Below are 14,853 nucleotides of genomic sequence, written 5' to 3'. Positions count from 1 at the left end.
ACCCACGCCCGGCCGGCCGCGTCGTCGTGCGCCCTGTCGTCGTACGCCCTGTCGTCGTACGCCCTGCGCGCCGCCTCAGCCGACGCGCTGCGGGTCGTCCACGAGGTGCGTCTCGTGCTCGAGCCGGCCCTCGCGGTCGACGCGGGCCGCCCGCAGCCGGGAGGCGACGACCGCGCCGAACGCGATGAGCGTCGCGGCGACGGCGATGCCGAGGCGCACGGTGTGGTTCGCGTCGTCGCCCACGGAGACGAGCACGATGGCCGGTGCGATGAGCACCGACACGAGGTTCATCACCTTGAGCAGCGGGTTGATCGCCGGGCCGGCCGTGTCCTTGAACGGGTCGCCGACGGTGTCGCCGATGACGGCGGCGGCGTGCGCGGGTGAGCCCTTGCCGCCGTAGTTGCCGTCCTCGACGATCTTCTTCGCGTTGTCCCACGCGCCGCCGGAGTTGGCGAGGAACACCGCCATGAGCACGCCCGTGCCGATGGCACCGGCGAGGAACCCGGCGAGCGGCCCGACGCCGAGGCCGAAGCCGACGGCGATGGGCGCGAACGCCGCGAGCAGGCCGGGCGTCGCGAGCTCGCGCAGCGAGTCGCGCGTGCAGATGTCGACCACGCGCCCGTACTCGGGGCGGACCTCGCCGGTCATGATGCCGGGGTGCTCGCGGAACTGGCGGCGCACCTCGAACACGATGGCGCCGGCGGCGCGCGTCACGGCGTCGACGGCCAGGCCGGAGAACATGAACACGACCGCGCCGCCGAGGATCACGCCGACGAGCGTGACCGGGCTGATGATGTCGTAGGACATCATCGCGGCGACGAGGTCGTCGCCGAGGTCGCCCGGGACGTCCCGCAGGGCGGTCGCCACCGCGTCGGCGTAGGAGCCGAACAGCGCGGTGGCGGCGAGCACGGCCGTGGCGATCGCGATGCCCTTGGTGACGGCCTTCGTGGTGTTCCCGACGGCGTCGAGGTCCGTGAGGATCTGGGCGCCCTCGGGCGTGACGTCGCCCGACATCTCCGCGATGCCCTGCGCGTTGTCGCTCACCGGGCCGAAGGTGTCCATCGCGACGATGACGCCGACGGTGGTGAGCAGGCCGCAGCCCGCGAGCGCGATCAGGAACAGCGCGAGCGGCACCGACCCGCCGGCGAGCAGGAACACGCCGCAGATCGCGGCGGCGATGATGCCCGCGGTGTAGACGGCCGACTCGAAGCCGACGCCGATGCCGGACAGCACGACGGTCGCGGCGCCCGTGAGCGTGGTGCGCGCGACGTGCAGCGTCGGCTTGCTCGTCGTCCCCGTGAAGTAGCCGGTCACCCACAGGATGACGCCGGCCAGGACGACGCCGATGAGCACGGCGGCCGACGCGACCAGGCGCGGGTCGCCGACGTGCGTCTCGAGCCCCGCGGTGCCGCCCGTCAGCGCCGCGAACGACGACGGCAGGTACAGGAACGCGGCGACGGCGGCGAGCACGACGCCGACGAGCGCGGACACGTAGAACCCGCGGTTGATGGCCGTGAGCCCGCTCTCGGCGCCCCGCACGCGCGTGATCGCGACGCCGAGGCCGGCGACGAGCGCCCCGACGGCCGTCACGATGAGCGGGAAGACCATGCCCTCCTCGCCGAACGCCGCGCGCCCGAGGATGAGGGCGGCGACGAGCGTCACGGCGTAGGACTCGAACAGGTCCGCGGCCATGCCGGCGCAGTCACCCACGTTGTCGCCCACGTTGTCCGCGATCGTGGCGGCGTTGCGCGGGTCGTCCTCGGGGATGCCCTGCTCGACCTTGCCGACGAGGTCTGCGCCGACGTCCGCGGCCTTGGTGAAGATGCCGCCGCCGACGCGCATGAACATCGCGAGGAGTGCCGCGCCGAAGCCGAAGCCCTCGAGCACGGCGGGCGCCTCCTGGCCGTAGACGAGCACGACCACGGCGGCGCCCAGCAGGCCGAGGCCCACGACGGCCATGCCGACGACCCCGCCCGTGCGGAACGCGATGCGCGCGCCCTCGGCGCGGCCGCCCGGGAGTGACGCCGCGGCGGCGACGCGCAGGTTGGCGCGCGTGGCGAGCCACATGCCGAGGAACCCGATGGCGGCGGAGAATCCCGCGCCGACGAGGAAGAACAGGGAGCGGCCGAGCTTGACGCCCCCGTCGCCGGGCAGCAGGAACAGCAGGGCGCAGACGACCGCCGCGAACAGCGCGAGGGTGCGGAACTGCCGGCGCAGGTACGCCGACGCCCCTTCCTGCACGGCCAGCGCGATCTCCTGCATGGACACCGTGCCCTCGCCCGCGGCGAGGACCTGACGACGGAGCACCGCCGCGACGACCAGGGCGGCCACCGCGACCACCGCGATGGCGGCGACGATCGTGATGCTCGTGGCACCGAGCTGCATGCATCCTCCTCGACACATACGGCGCGGACCCCCTGTGCGCGCCACGTCCGGCCGGCCCCGTTGCCGGCGGACCGGGCGAGTCTAGCCAGACCGTGTGACGTGGGTCGCACCGGGACATGACACCCGATCCGGGCGCGTCAGCCCGCGAGCGCCGCCTCGAGGGTCCCGTGGATCGTGAACACCTGGTGCAGCCCCGTGATGGTGAAGATCTTCATCAGCTGCTCGGAGTCGATGACGAGCGCCATGCGCCCGCCCGCCGTCCGCACGCGCTTGAGCGTGCCGACCAGCAGGCCGAGCCCGGTCGAGTCCATGAACGACACGGCCGTGAGGTCGACGACGAGGTCGGTCCCGCCCTCCGCGACCGTCCGCGCCAGCTGCTCCCGCAGCCGGTCCGCGCTCGCCACGTCCACCTCGCCGGCCACCCGCACCACGGTGCGCGTGCCGACGACCTCCTGCTCCACCTGCACGTCCACGGACGCCCTTCCCGTCGGGGCTGGTCTCACGGCATTCAAGCACCCGGGGGCGGGCCCGCCACAGCAGGCCCCGCGCGCGGCCCGCGTTCACCCGACCGGAGGAGGACCCAACCTTTCGGGCCGCTCACCCGTCTGGGAGTCTGTGCGGGGCCGTGGGGTCCCGTCCGGAGACACGGAGGTCGTTCGTGACGAGCTGGGAGGACGCGCTCGACGAGCTCGTCCGCACCCGCGGGAAGGCGCTGGTCGGGTACGCGTACCTGCTCACCGGGGACCTCCGCGAGGCCGAGGACCTGGTGCAGGACGCGATCGTCCGGTCCTTCACGCGCGGCCGCGCCACGCGGGAGGTCGCCTCCGCGGAGGCGTACGTGCGGCGCGCGGTGCTGACGACCTACGTCGACGGCTTCCGCCGCCGACGGCACTGGGCGACGATCCGGCACCTCACCGCCGTGCCGGCCGTCACGCCGGCGGACGGCCCGCACGCCGGCCCCGAGCAGCTCGTGACGACGCGCCTGACCGTGCAGGAGGCGCTGGCGACGCTGCCGCCGCGCGTGCGCGCCTGCATGGTCCTGCGCCACTTCGACGACCTGCCCGTCGCGGAGGTCGCCGCCACCCTCTCCCTGTCGGTCGGCGCCGTGAAGCGCTACCTGCACGACGGGACGCGTGCGCTCGAGGCCCGGCTGGGCCCCGTCCTCGGCCGCGACGACGTCCCCGCCGACGACGCCCCCGCACCCACCGACGACGTCCTCGTCACCCCCCGGAGGTCACGATGAGCACACGGCTGGACCAGGCCCTCGCCGAGATCGCCGACGCCGCGGGGCACGCGTCCCGGCTGGCCGCGCCGGGTGACGCGACCGCGACCGCGACGGTGCACCGCATCACCGCACGGGTGCGCCGCCGGCGCGCCGCCCGGGCGACCGCGGGCGGCGCCGTGGCCGCGAGCGCGGTCGGCGCCGTCGCGCTCGTCGGCCCGACGCTGCAGGGGTCCGTCGTCGCGTCCCGGCCCGAGGCACCGCTGGGCACGTGCGGCTCCTCGCTCGCGGACGTGCGGCCCGACCCGTCGTCGGACGTGGTGCTGCGGGTCTTCCCCGCCGGCGCCGCGGGCGTGGCCGGCGGGCCCGCCGGCAGCGACCTCGGCACGTGGGCGGGCGACGTCGTCGCGGTCGAGGTGGAGGAGCAGGTCGAGCCCGGCGACGGCCGCGCGCCCGCCGAGGCGGCGCTCGACCTCCTCGTGACCGACGGCGACGTCGTGGTGGGCACCGTCGGGACGTCGGTCGACCGGCTCGTCGACTACGGCCACGCGCTCGACGGCGACGCGTCGGCCCCGGCGCGCGCCTGGGCCGCGGGCGGGGTCGAGGTGCCGCTGGAGGACTGCGACGCCGGCGACCGCCTGCCCGCCGGGCCGTACACGGTGTGGACGCTGCGCACGCCGGAGGACGGCGCGCCGGAGCTCACCGGGCCGTGGCCCATCGACGTCGCGCCCGCGCCGCGCGAGGTCGGCGACCTGCCGCAGGACTTCCCGCGCGACCTGCCGGTCGTCGGCGACCGCATCGTCTCGGTCGGCCCGCACGGCGCGGGCTGGGGCATCGAGGTCACGGCGCAGGGCGAGGACCGCGCGGCGGTCGCCGCCCTCACCCTCCTCGACGCCGGCGCGGTCGGGCGCAACGTGAACCTCGGCGACGACGTGCTCCGGACGCCGTCGGGGTGGGACGTCGTCGTGCACGCGTCCACGAGCCCCGACGGCGAGGAGTCGGTCGTCTACGTCGTGCAGCCCGCCCGCTGACGTCGCGCCGCCAGCGCGGCCCGGTACGCGGCGGTCGTGCCGTCCGGGCGCGCCCGCTGCAGCACGTGGTCCCGCACGCCGAGGTCCGCGAGCGCCGCGGTGAGCTCGGCGACGTCCGCGTCGGTGAGGACCGTCGGGTCGACCGTCGTCCGCACCTGCACGTCGACGCCGCTCGCGAGCACCGTGCGCAGCGCGGCGAACGCCCGGTCGGCGCTCGCCGTGCCCGCGCCGGTGCGCGTGATCGCGCGGTACAGCCGCGCCGGCGCCTTGACGTCGAACCCGACCCAGTCGACGTGCGGCAGCAGCGCCGGGAGCCGCGCCGGGTACGCCCCCGACGTGTGCAGGCCGACGGCGAACCCCGCCGCGCGGACCTCCCGTGCCGCCGCGACGACGCCCGCCTGCCGGGTCGGCTCGCCGCCGGACAGCACGACCCCGTCGAGCAGCCCGCGCCGGCGTGCCAGCTGGTCGCGCACGTCCTGCCACGGCACCGTCCCGGGGGTGCGCGGGTCGAGGATGGCGCTGTTGTGGCAGTACGTGCAGCGCCACGGGCACCCCTGCAGGAAGACGGTCGCGCCAGGCGCCCGGGCCAGTCGACGGTCGACAGCCGCGTCAGCCCGGCGACCGCGAGCGCGTCGGCCGTCGTCACCGGGCCCCCGCCCCGGCCGGCTCGCGGAACGGGACCCGCTCGGCGTGCTCGCCCTGCTTGCCCACGTTGAACGAGCTCACGGGCCGGTGGTAGCCCATGACGCGCGTCCACACCTCGCACGTCGTCACGACGTCGTCCTCGGCGCACGTCGGGCACGCGGGGTGCTCGCCCGCCAGGTAGCCGTGCCGCGGGCAGATCGAGAACGTGGGCGTCACCGTCAGGTAGGGCAGGCGGAACGTGCCGAGCGCGCGCCGGACCAGCTCCTTGCACGCCTGCGCGGAGGAGACCCGCTCCGGCATGTACAGGTGCAGCACGGTGCCGCCGGTGTAGCGGGTCTGCAGCTCGTCCTGACGCACGAGCGCCTCGAACGGGTCGTCGGTGAAGCCGACGGGGAGCTGGGAGGAGTTCGTGTAGTAGGGGTGGTCGTCGGTGCCGGCCTGCAGGATGCCGCCGAACCGGGCGCGGTCCTCCTTGGCGAACCGGTAGGTGGTGCCCTCGGCCGGCGTCGCCTCGAGGTTGTAGAGGTGGCCCGTCGCCTCCTGGAACTCGACCATGCGCGCCCGCACGTGGTCGAGCAGGCGCAGCGCCATCGCGTGCCCCCGCGGGTCGGTGATGTCGTAGGAGTCGCCCGTGAAGTTGCGGACCATCTCATTGACGCCGTTGACGCCGATCGTCGAGAAGTGGCTCTCGAGGCTCCCGAGGTAGCGGCGCGTGTACGGGAACAGGCCCTCGTCGATCAGGCGCTGGACGGTCGTGCGCTTGAGCTCGAGCGACGTGCGCGCCAGGTCGAGCAGCCGGTCGAGGTCCGCCAGCAGCGCGTCCTCGTCGCCGGCGTGCAGGAAGCCCAGGCGCGCGCAGTTGATCGTCACGACACCGATCGACCCGGTCTGCTCGCCCGAGCCGAACAGGCCGTTGCCCCGCTTGAGCAGCTCGCGCAGGTCGAGCTGGAGGCGGCAGCACATCGACCGGACGTCGCCGGGCTTCATCTCGGAGTTGAGGAAGTTCTGGAAGTACGGGAGGCCGTACCTCGCCGTCATGGCGAACAGGCGGTCCGCGTTCGCGGAGTCCCAGTCGAAGTCGGGCGTGATGTTGTACGTGGGGATGGGGAACGTGAAGACGCGTCCCGACGCGTCGCCCTCCGTCATCACCTCCATGTACGCGCGGTTGAGGACGTCCATCTCCGGCTGCAGGTCGCCGTACGTGAAGTCGCACGGCTCGTCGGCGACGACCGGGACCTGGTCGCGCAGGTCGTCGGGGCACACCCAGTCGAACGTCAGGTTGGTGAACGGCGTCTGCGTGCCCCAGCGCGACGGAACGTTGAGGTTGTGGACCAGCTCCTGCACGCCCTGGCGCACCTGGTCGTACGTCAGGCCGTCGAGGCGCACGTACGGCGCCAGGTACGTGTCGAACCCGCTGAACGCCTGCGCGCCCGCCCACTCGTTCTGCATCGTGCCGAGGAAGTTGACGACCTGGCCGATCGCCGCGCTGAAGTGGCGGGGCGGCCGGGCGTCCACCTTGCCGGGGACGCCGTTGAGCCCCTCCTGCAGGAACGTGCGCAGCGACCAGCCGGCGCAGTAGCCCGACAGCATGTCGAGGTCGTGGACGTGCAGGTCGCCCTCGCGGTGCGCCCGGCCGACCTCCGGCGGGTACACGTGGCTGAGCCAGTAGTTCGCGACGACCTTGCCGGCCGTGTGGAGGATGAGGCCGCCCAGCGAGTAGCCCTGGTTGGCGTTGGCGTTGACGCGCCAGTCGCTGCGGTCGAGGTACTCGTCGATCGACGAGCCGACCTCGACGACGGGGTGGGCGTGCGCGACAGGGTGGGACGCCGGGTGGGACATGCGTGCTCCTCGGGATCGGTCGGGGATCGGTCGGGTCTCCCCAGTGCAGCGCACGACCACTACATGTGGGCGCGTGTCGCACGGCGCGCCCCACATGATGTGGATCGGATCCGCCGCGCCGGGGCCGGGAGCGGGACGTTCGTCCCGGCGCGCCCCGCTCGGACCGGCGTCCGCACCCCTCCCGGCGCGGGACCGGGGTCGCTACCGTGACCGCACGTGCCCGCAGCGCCGGCGAAGACGCCGGCCCAGCCCGGAGGTCCCCCGTGCCGCCACGCCTGTCCCCGCGCTCGCTCCTCCGAGCGGGCGTCGGCCTGCTCGTCGCCGCGCTGCTCGTCGGCGTCCTGACCACGCTGCTGGCGCCCACGCTGCCCGGGTCGCAGGTCGGCCACGTCGTCTTCTCGGTGACCTCGTGGCTCCAGCAGGTCGCGCTGCTCGTGGGTGCCGCGCTGGTCGCCGTGGCGTTCGGCGTGCGCGCGCTCCCGCCCGCCGACGACCCGCGCGCGACGGCGCCCGGCCAGCCGGCAGGACGGGACTGGAACTGACGCGCGACGAGCGCGCATCCGGGTGACGGGCGCCCGGTCCGCCCGGACCCGTCGGCCGGCGACGGTACGGTCCGGGCACCGCCGGCACGAGGCCGGCCCGATTTCAGGGGGATCCCGTGCCGCTCCGTCTCTCGCCGCGCGGCCTCGTGCTCCGCGGGGTCGCCCTGCTCGTCGCCGCGGTCCTGCTCGACGTCCTCCTCCTGGACCTCGTCACCGCCCGCGCGGCGTCGCTGTGGGGTCCGCTCGACGACTACCTCCGGTGGGCCGCGGCGGCCGCGCTCCTGCGGCTGCCCACGGTCCTCCAGCTCGTCGGGGCGGGTCTCGTCGCGGGGGCGTTCGTGGTCCGGGCGCTGCAGCCGGCCCCCGCGGGGACCGTCCCCGTGCCCGGCGTCGACGCCGCGCGCACCGACGCCGCGCGCACCGACGCCCGCACCGACGCCGCGCCGGGCGGCACCGCGTAGCTCGGACGGCCCCGGTCGTGGCGGCCGCGCTCAGCCGGTCCCGGGCACGCGCACGAGCCGCACCCGGTCGCCCGGTCGCAGCTGGGCCGCGCGGGCCCGTCCCGCCCGGGTCAGCACCGCGACCACCGGGTAGCCACCGGTGACGGGGTGGTCGGGGCCGAAGAGGACGGGACGGCCGTCGTGCGGCACCTGCACCGCGCCGGCGACCAGCCCCTCGGACGGCAGCTCGCCGGTTGCCGCGAGCGTCAGCGGCGGGCCGTCGAGGCGGACGGCGACGCGGTTGCTCGCCGGGGTGACCGTCCACGCCGTCGACCACAGCGCGTCACCGCCCGCGTCGGTGAGGCGGTCGAGGCGGGGCCCGTCGTGGGCGGGGAGGTCGACGACCGCGTCCGGCACGCCCGCGGGGTGCCGGGCTGCCCCGGCGTGCGGCGTGCCGTCGGCGCCGTCGTCACCGTCGGGCGTGACGGCCCCCGGGGCGACGCCCATGAGCGGGTCCGGCGGGACGGGCAGCCCGTCGAACGCCGTGCCGTACGCGAGCACGTCGCCGGGCTGCAGGGGCGCCGGGCCCAGCCCCGAGAGTTGGTCGTGCGCCCGCGAGCCGAGCACGGCGACGGCGTCGACCCCGCCGCGCACGGCGACCCACGTCCGCAGGCCGGTGGCGGGCGCCGCGAGTGCGAGCGTCGACCCGGCCGGCGCGCGCACGGCGGCGGCGTGCGGCACGGGCCGGCCGTCGAGCGCGGCCGCCGCCGGCGCTCCTGACAACGCCACGGCGGTGGTCGCCCCGAACGTGACGACGAGCCCGCCGAGCAGGACCTCGAGGACGGCGGCGTCCGCCGCGTTGCCGACGAGCCGGTTCGCGGCGCGCGCCTCCTCCGGGTCCGCCGCACCGCTGCGCGGCACGCCCACGTCGGCGAGACCCGGCCGGCCGAGGTCCTGCACGAGCGTGAGCGGCCCCGTCGCCACGACCGTGAGCGCACGGGTAGGCCCGTCGTCGGCGGGCGGGGCGGCGGCGGCCGTGTCAACGGGCGGGGCCGTGTCGGCGGGCAGGGCCGTGTCGGCGGGCGCGGCGGCGTCGGCGGGCACGGCCGTGTCGGCGCGTCCGGGTGCCGCCCCGCGCACCCGGGGCGGGGCGGCGGGCACGAAGCGCACGGCGTCACCGGGTGCGAGCAGCGACGCGCCCGACCGCCCGCGGTCGGCGTCGAACATGCGCGCCGTCGTCGTGCCGATCAGCCGCCAGCCGCCCGGCGTCGCGGCCGGGTAGACCGCCGTGAACTCCCCCGCGACGGCGACGGCCCCGGCGGGCACGCGCGTGCGGGGCGAGTCGCGCCGCGGTACGTGCAGCGCGGGGTCGAGCCCCACGACGTAGGCGAAGCCCGGCATGAAGCCCCCGAACGCGACCCGGTACCCGTCCGGCCCGCCGGCCAGGTGCCGCGCCACGACCTCCGCCACGGAGCGGCCGGTCAGCGCGGCGACCTCGTCGAGGTCCGGGCCGTCGTGGACGACCGGGATCTCGACCACGCGCCGCGGCCCGCCGGTGTCCGCCTGGCCCTGGTCGAGCGCGTCGAGGGCGACGGCGCGCACCGTCGCCGACCAGTCCGCACGGGTGCGGGCGCGCCCGCGCACGAGGACCGTGCGCGCGGCCGGGACGACGTCGACGACGCCGCCGGGCGCCGCCGCACGCAGCGCCGCGTCGACCGCCCGGACGGCCGCCAGGTCCGCGAGCTCGAGCAGGACGCCGTCCTCCCCGTAGGGCACGACGCGTGCCCGGGCGGCCGGCTCGGCCGTGCCGCGGTCAGCGGGCATCGGCGGTCGGCACGGGAGCGACGACGGGGGCGACGACCGCGGCGACGAAGGGACGCACCTCGACGCCGGCGTCCGCGAGCGCGGACCGCACCGCGCGGGCGAGCGCCACCGCGCCGGGCGTGTCCGAGTGCACGCACAGGGACGCGGGCCGCAGGGGCACCGGCGTGCCGTCGACGGCCGTCACGACACCCTCGACGGCCATCCGCACCGCCCGCTCGGCCGCCTGCGCCGGGTCGGTTACGAGAGCGCCGGGCCGGTCGCGCGGCACGAGCGTGCCGTCGGCGGCGTACCCGCGGTCGACGAACGCCTCGACGACGGTCGGCAGGCCGGCCCGCGCCGCGAGCTCCAGGACGCGGGAGCCGGGCAGGCCGAGCACGGCGAGCGCGGGGTCGACGGCGAGGACCGCGTCCACGACGGCGCCCGCCTGCGCCTCGTCGCGGACCACGGCGCTGTACAGCGCGCCGTGCGGCTTCACGTGCGTGACGCGCGCCCCGACGGCACGGGCCACCGCCACGAGCCCGCCGACCTGGTGGACGACCTGGGCGCGCAGCACGTCGGCCGGCACGTCGAGCCGTCGCCGTCCGAAGCCCTCGCGGTCGTCGTAGGACGGGTGCGCACCGACCGCGACGCCGCGCGCGAGCGCCGCCGCGCACGTCGCGGCCATCGTGACGGCGTCACCCCCGTGGTAGCCGGTCGCGACGTTGGCGCTCGACACCAGGTCGAGCAGCGCGTCGTCCGCCGGGGGCTCGAGCCGCCAGGGGCCGTCGCCCTCGCCGAGGTCCGCGTTGAGGTCGATGACGGTCACGTGCCGATCCTGCCCGGCGGCGGCCCGGCCGGGCGAGCCCGGGCGGCGGACGGGCCGGGTGAGGCCGGCCGGGGCCGACAGTGCCTCGCGGCCGAGGCCCGGCCGGGGCTGCGCCGCCCCGGCCCGCGGGTGCGCCCGGCACCGGTGGGAGGATGGTGCCGTGGGTCCCGGCGAGCTGCTCGACGTGCTGCTCGCCGGCGGTCGCCGCGCCGAGCGGGCGACGCACGTGCGCCACCTGCCGGCCCGCGAGGGCGTCCGCGCCGACTGGCCGGCCTGGGCCGACGCCGACCTCGTGCGCGGCTACCGGGCGCTCGGCGTGGAGCGCCCGTGGGCGCACCAGGTCGAGGCGGCGGAGTCCGTCCGCTCCGGCCGGCACACCGTGCTCGCGACGTCCACGGGCTCCGGCAAGTCGCTCGCGTTCTGGCTGCCCGCGCTGTCCGCGGTGCGCGCCGGCGCGGCGGGCACCGTGCTCGACCCCGGGCGCATCGAGTCCGCGCGCCGCCGGCCCACCGTCCTGTACCTGAGCCCGACGAAGGCGCTCGCGGCCGACCAGCTCGCCGGCCTGCACCGCCTGCTGCAGGCCGCCGGCACGACGGACGTGCGCGTGGCGACGTGCGACGGCGACACCGGCCGGGACGAGCGCCGCTGGGTGCGCGAGCACGCCGACGTCGTGCTGACCAACCCGGACTTCCTGCACTTCGCGCTGCTGCCGCAGCACCGGACGTGGGCGCGCGTCCTGTCCTCGCTCGCCTACGTCGTGGTCGACGAGTGCCACGCGTTCCGTGGCGTGTTCGGCGCGCACGTGGGCCTCGTGCTGCGCCGCCTGCGCCGGCTCGCGGCCGCGTACGGCGCGTCCCCGACGGTCGTCATGGCGTCGGCGACGACGGCCGACCCGGCCGCGAGCGCCGGCCGCCTGCTGGGCGTCGACCCGGCCGAGGTGCACGCCGTCACGGCCGACGCCTCGCCGGCGGGCCGCAAGACCGTGGTCCTGTGGCAGCCGCCGGAGCTGCCCGGGTCGGACGGCCCGTGGGCGTCCCTGCTGCCGGCCGACGACCCGTGGGCCACCGTGCTGACGGTCCCCGCCCCGGACCCCACCACGGACCCCGCCGTCCCGGAGCCCGGGGGCGTGCCCGGCCCGCCCGAGCCCGGCCCCGACGTCGACGGCGCCACCCCGGCGGCGGGATCCGGTGAGGGCACGGGTCCGCTCGGCACGGGCGAGCAGCTCGTCGCGGTCCCGCAGGACCGCCCGCGCCGGACCGCGACGGCCGAGGTCGCGGAGCTGCTCGCGGACCTCGTGACCGCCGGCGCCCGCACCCTCGCGTTCACGCGCTCGCGGCGCGGGGCGGAGTCGGTCGCGACGACGACCCGCGCGCACCTCGCCGAGGTCGACGCCACGCTGCCGTCGCTCGTGTCGTCGTACCGCGGCGGGTACCTGCCGGAGGAGCGGCGTGCGCTCGAGCAGGCGATCCGGTCGGGCCACCTGCGGGCGCTCGCGACGACGAACGCGCTCGAGCTCGGCGTCGACATCTCCGGGCTCGACGCGGTGCTCATCGCCGGGTGGCCGGGGACGCGCGTGTCGCTGTGGCAGCAGGCGGGCCGCGCCGGGCGCGCCGGCGCCGACGGCCTCGTCGTGCTGGTCGCGCGCGAGGACCCGCTCGACACGTTCCTCGTGCACCATCCGGAGGCGGCGCTGGACGCCCCCGTCGAGGCGACGGTGTTCGACCCGCAGAACCCCTACGTGCTGGCGCCGCACCTGTGCGCGGCCGCCGCCGAGCAGCCGCTGCGGGCCGACGAGCTCGACCTGTTCGGCCCGCGTGCCGCCGAGCTCCTCGCCGAGCTCACCGAGCGCGGCATCCTGCGTCGCCGGCCGTCCGGCTGGTACTGGACGCACGCGGAGCCGGCGAGCCGCATGACGGACCTGCGCGGCGCCGGCGGGCAGCCGGTACGGGTCGTGGAGACCGCGACCGGCCGCCTGCTCGGCACGGTCGACGCCGCGTCCGCGGACGCGACGGTCCACCCCGGGGCCGTGTACGTGCACCTCGGCGCGACGTTCGTCGTCGACGAGCTGCACCTCGAGGACGGCGTCGCGCTGGCGACGCGGCGGGACGTCGACTTCGGCACGTGGGCGCGCTGGGTGAGCTCGACCGAGATCGTGGAGGTCCAGCGCGAGGTCGCGTGGGGCCCCGTGACGTGGTCGTTCGGCCAGGTCGACGTCACCACGCAGGTGCTCGGGTACCAGCGCAAGCGGCTGCCCGACCTGCAGGTGCTGTCGTCCCACGAGCTCGACCTGCCGCCCCGCACGCTGCGCACGGCCGCGGTGTGGTGGACGGCGCCGCCGGAGGTGCTGGCGGAGGCGGGCGTCACCCTCGAGGTGGCGCCGGGCGCCCTGCACGCGGCGGAGCACGCGTCGATCGGCCTCCTCCCCCTGCTCGCCACGTGCGACCGCTGGGACCTCGGCGGCCTGTCGACCGTCGTGCACGCCGACACGGGTGTGGCGACGGTGTTCGTGCACGACGGGCACCCCGGCGGCGCGGGGTTCGCCGAGCGCGGCTTCGAGCTCGGCACGACCTGGCTGCGGGCCACGCGCGACGCCGTCGCGGCGTGCCCGTGCGGCACCGGCTGCCCGGCGTGCGTGCAGTCGCCGAAGTGCGGCAACGGCAACGAGCCGCTCGACAAGGCGGGGGCGCTGCGCCTGCTCACGACGGTCCTCGGGCACGCGCCGCAGCCGGCGAACGGCTGACGGCTGACGGCTGACGGCCGTCCCGAGGTGGGCGGCCCGCACCCGGGCGTCCGCGGGCGCCGGTCGGCCCGGTGCTGTTCGGCGGGCTCGCCCGTGCGTCGTCCGTCGGCGACCGTCCGGCGGGCGGGCGGCGAGCGGCCCCGCCCGGGCGTCGTCCGTCGCGCCGCCCACGACCGCGTCGACGCGGACGCGCACCGTGACCGAGCCGTCGGGTGCGGGCAGGCACCGCACGAGCACGCCGCCGTTGCGTCGGGCCGCCTCGGCGGCGTGCGCGCACGGGTCCGCACCCGCGGGTCCGCCCGCGGCGGCCGCGACGGCCCGCTGCGCGCCGGCGAGCGCGGCGAGGTCCGCCGCCGCCGACGCGCGCGCCGACGCGACGTGCGCCGACGCGACCGCGCCCACCGCGACGACGAGCACGAACGCCGTCGCCGCGACCGCGAGCACCAGCACGGACCCGGCGCCGCGGTCCCCCACGGGCCCCCGCCACCGGCGCCGCGACCACCGGCGGGACCACCCACGGCCGTCGCGCGCGCCCCTCGGGCGGCACCGCCACCCGACGCCCTCCCGCCACGTCACCCGGCCACCGCCCCCACGACGCGACCGACCCCGCCGAACCGGCCGCCGCGCAGCACCACGCCCCCGGATCGCTGCACGACGACCGGTTCACGCACGTCGACCGGGACGACACCGACCGCCGCACCGGGAACAGCCGCACCCGCCGCCGCGAACCGGCCGCCGTGCAGCACCACGCCCCCGGATCGCTGCACGACGACCGGTTCACGCACGTCGACCGGGACGACACCGACCGCCCCACCGGGAACAGCCGCACCCGCCGCCGCGAACCGGCCGCCGTGCAGCACCACGCCCCCGGATCGCTGCACGACGACCGGTTCGCGCGCCCCGGCCGGTCGGACGACCGCCGGGGCGGCGGCCGTCCCGGCGGCGGTGGCCGACGTGGTGGTCGGTTCCACCCACGAGGTCGCCGAGGCGCGGGCGCGCAGCCCGTCCGTGCCCGGCCAGCCGACGAACGGCGCCTCGACCCGCACCGTCACCCAGCCGTCCGCGCGCGTCACGCGCACGTCGGCGGCGCGCCCGGCGAGCGCCCGGCGTGCGGCGGCCACCGCGGTCGCGTCGTCCTCGCCGACGGCGGCCACGCGCGCCGCGGTGCGCGCGGCGTCGAGGCACCGCAGCTGGGCGACGCCCGCCGCGGCCGTGGCCAGCACCGCGAGGAGGACGACGGCCACGGCCACCAGGCCGACGGCGAGCTCGGCGGTGACCGCGCCCTCGTCCCCGCGGGGGCGCCGACCGGGCGGGCGCCGCTCGCGCACCCGGCGGCGCGGCGGGCCGGCACCGCGGTCGCCGGCGGGCCGCGCACGCCAC

General features: G+C 77.3%; 12 protein-coding genes. 5 read left to right on the top strand and 7 right to left on the bottom strand.

What is annotated here, in order from left to right:
• Positions 1-75: 75 nt before the first annotated feature.
• Positions 76-2,385 (bottom strand): sodium-translocating pyrophosphatase, encoded by a 2,310-nt coding sequence (locus ACFUMH_RS14805; protein WP_378207051.1) that lies wholly within the window; start codon positions 2,383-2,385, stop codon positions 76-78.
• Between the two features lie 137 nt (positions 2,386-2,522).
• A complete protein-coding gene (locus ACFUMH_RS14800) occupies positions 2,523-2,858 on the bottom strand; it encodes an STAS domain-containing protein (protein WP_378207048.1) in 336 nt (111 codons plus the stop codon).
• 185 nt (positions 2,859-3,043) lie between these two features.
• Here ACFUMH_RS14800 and ACFUMH_RS14795 point away from each other — a divergent pair, with 185 nt between their 5' ends.
• Positions 3,044-3,628, top strand: coding sequence for a sigma-70 family RNA polymerase sigma factor (locus ACFUMH_RS14795; RefSeq protein WP_378207044.1), 585 nt, complete (start codon positions 3,044-3,046; stop codon positions 3,626-3,628).
• Complete coding sequence (locus ACFUMH_RS14790) at positions 3,625-4,638, top strand: hypothetical protein (RefSeq protein WP_378207041.1); 1,014 nt, start codon at positions 3,625-3,627, stop codon at positions 4,636-4,638. The genes ACFUMH_RS14795 and ACFUMH_RS14790 overlap by 4 nt, the downstream gene beginning before the upstream one ends.
• Here ACFUMH_RS14790 and ACFUMH_RS14785 read toward each other — a convergent pair.
• Positions 4,614-5,198, bottom strand: a complete 585-nt coding sequence (locus ACFUMH_RS14785; protein WP_378207054.1) for an anaerobic ribonucleoside-triphosphate reductase activating protein — start codon at positions 5,196-5,198, stop codon at positions 4,614-4,616. The genes ACFUMH_RS14790 and ACFUMH_RS14785 overlap by 25 nt on opposite strands.
• A gap of 82 nt (positions 5,199-5,280) precedes the next feature.
• Complete coding sequence (locus ACFUMH_RS14780) at positions 5,281-7,122, bottom strand: ribonucleoside triphosphate reductase (RefSeq protein WP_378207038.1); 1,842 nt, start codon at positions 7,120-7,122, stop codon at positions 5,281-5,283.
• Positions 7,123-7,385: 263 nt separating this feature from the next.
• Here ACFUMH_RS14780 and ACFUMH_RS14775 point away from each other — a divergent pair, with 263 nt between their 5' ends.
• Complete coding sequence (locus ACFUMH_RS14775) at positions 7,386-7,664, top strand: hypothetical protein (protein ID WP_378207035.1); 279 nt, start codon at positions 7,386-7,388, stop codon at positions 7,662-7,664.
• A gap of 116 nt (positions 7,665-7,780) precedes the next feature.
• Positions 7,781-8,125, top strand: coding sequence for a hypothetical protein (locus ACFUMH_RS14770; protein ID WP_378207032.1), 345 nt, complete (start codon positions 7,781-7,783; stop codon positions 8,123-8,125).
• 30 nt (positions 8,126-8,155) lie between these two features.
• Here ACFUMH_RS14770 and ACFUMH_RS14765 read toward each other — a convergent pair whose 3' ends face one another.
• Both ACFUMH_RS14765 and ACFUMH_RS14760 read right to left on the bottom strand, forming a co-directional pair.
• A complete protein-coding gene (locus ACFUMH_RS14765; RefSeq protein ID WP_378207029.1) occupies positions 8,156-9,928 on the bottom strand; it encodes a carboxyltransferase domain-containing protein in 1,773 nt (590 codons plus the stop codon).
• Positions 9,918-10,733, bottom strand: a complete 816-nt coding sequence (locus ACFUMH_RS14760) for a LamB/YcsF family protein (protein WP_378207026.1) — start codon at positions 10,731-10,733, stop codon at positions 9,918-9,920. Before ACFUMH_RS14760 ends, ACFUMH_RS14765 begins: the two co-directional genes overlap by 11 nt.
• Before the next feature lie 160 nt (positions 10,734-10,893).
• Here ACFUMH_RS14760 and ACFUMH_RS14755 point away from each other — a divergent pair, with 160 nt between their 5' ends.
• Complete coding sequence (locus ACFUMH_RS14755; RefSeq protein WP_378207019.1) at positions 10,894-13,473, top strand: DEAD/DEAH box helicase; 2,580 nt, start codon at positions 10,894-10,896, stop codon at positions 13,471-13,473.
• A gap of 572 nt (positions 13,474-14,045) precedes the next feature.
• On the opposite strand, the gene ACFUMH_RS14750 is transcribed toward ACFUMH_RS14755, so the two are convergent.
• Positions 14,046-14,853 (bottom strand): TadE family type IV pilus minor pilin (locus ACFUMH_RS14750; protein ID WP_378207016.1); only part of this gene is annotated, 808 nt, incomplete at its 5' end.

The organism is Cellulomonas sp. NPDC057328 (assembly GCF_042667215.1).
Classification (GTDB): Bacteria; Actinomycetota; Actinomycetes; order Actinomycetales; family Cellulomonadaceae; genus Cellulomonas.
The sequence above is the reverse complement of the archived record's forward strand: the minus strand, read 5'-3'. Positions and strand labels throughout refer to the sequence as shown.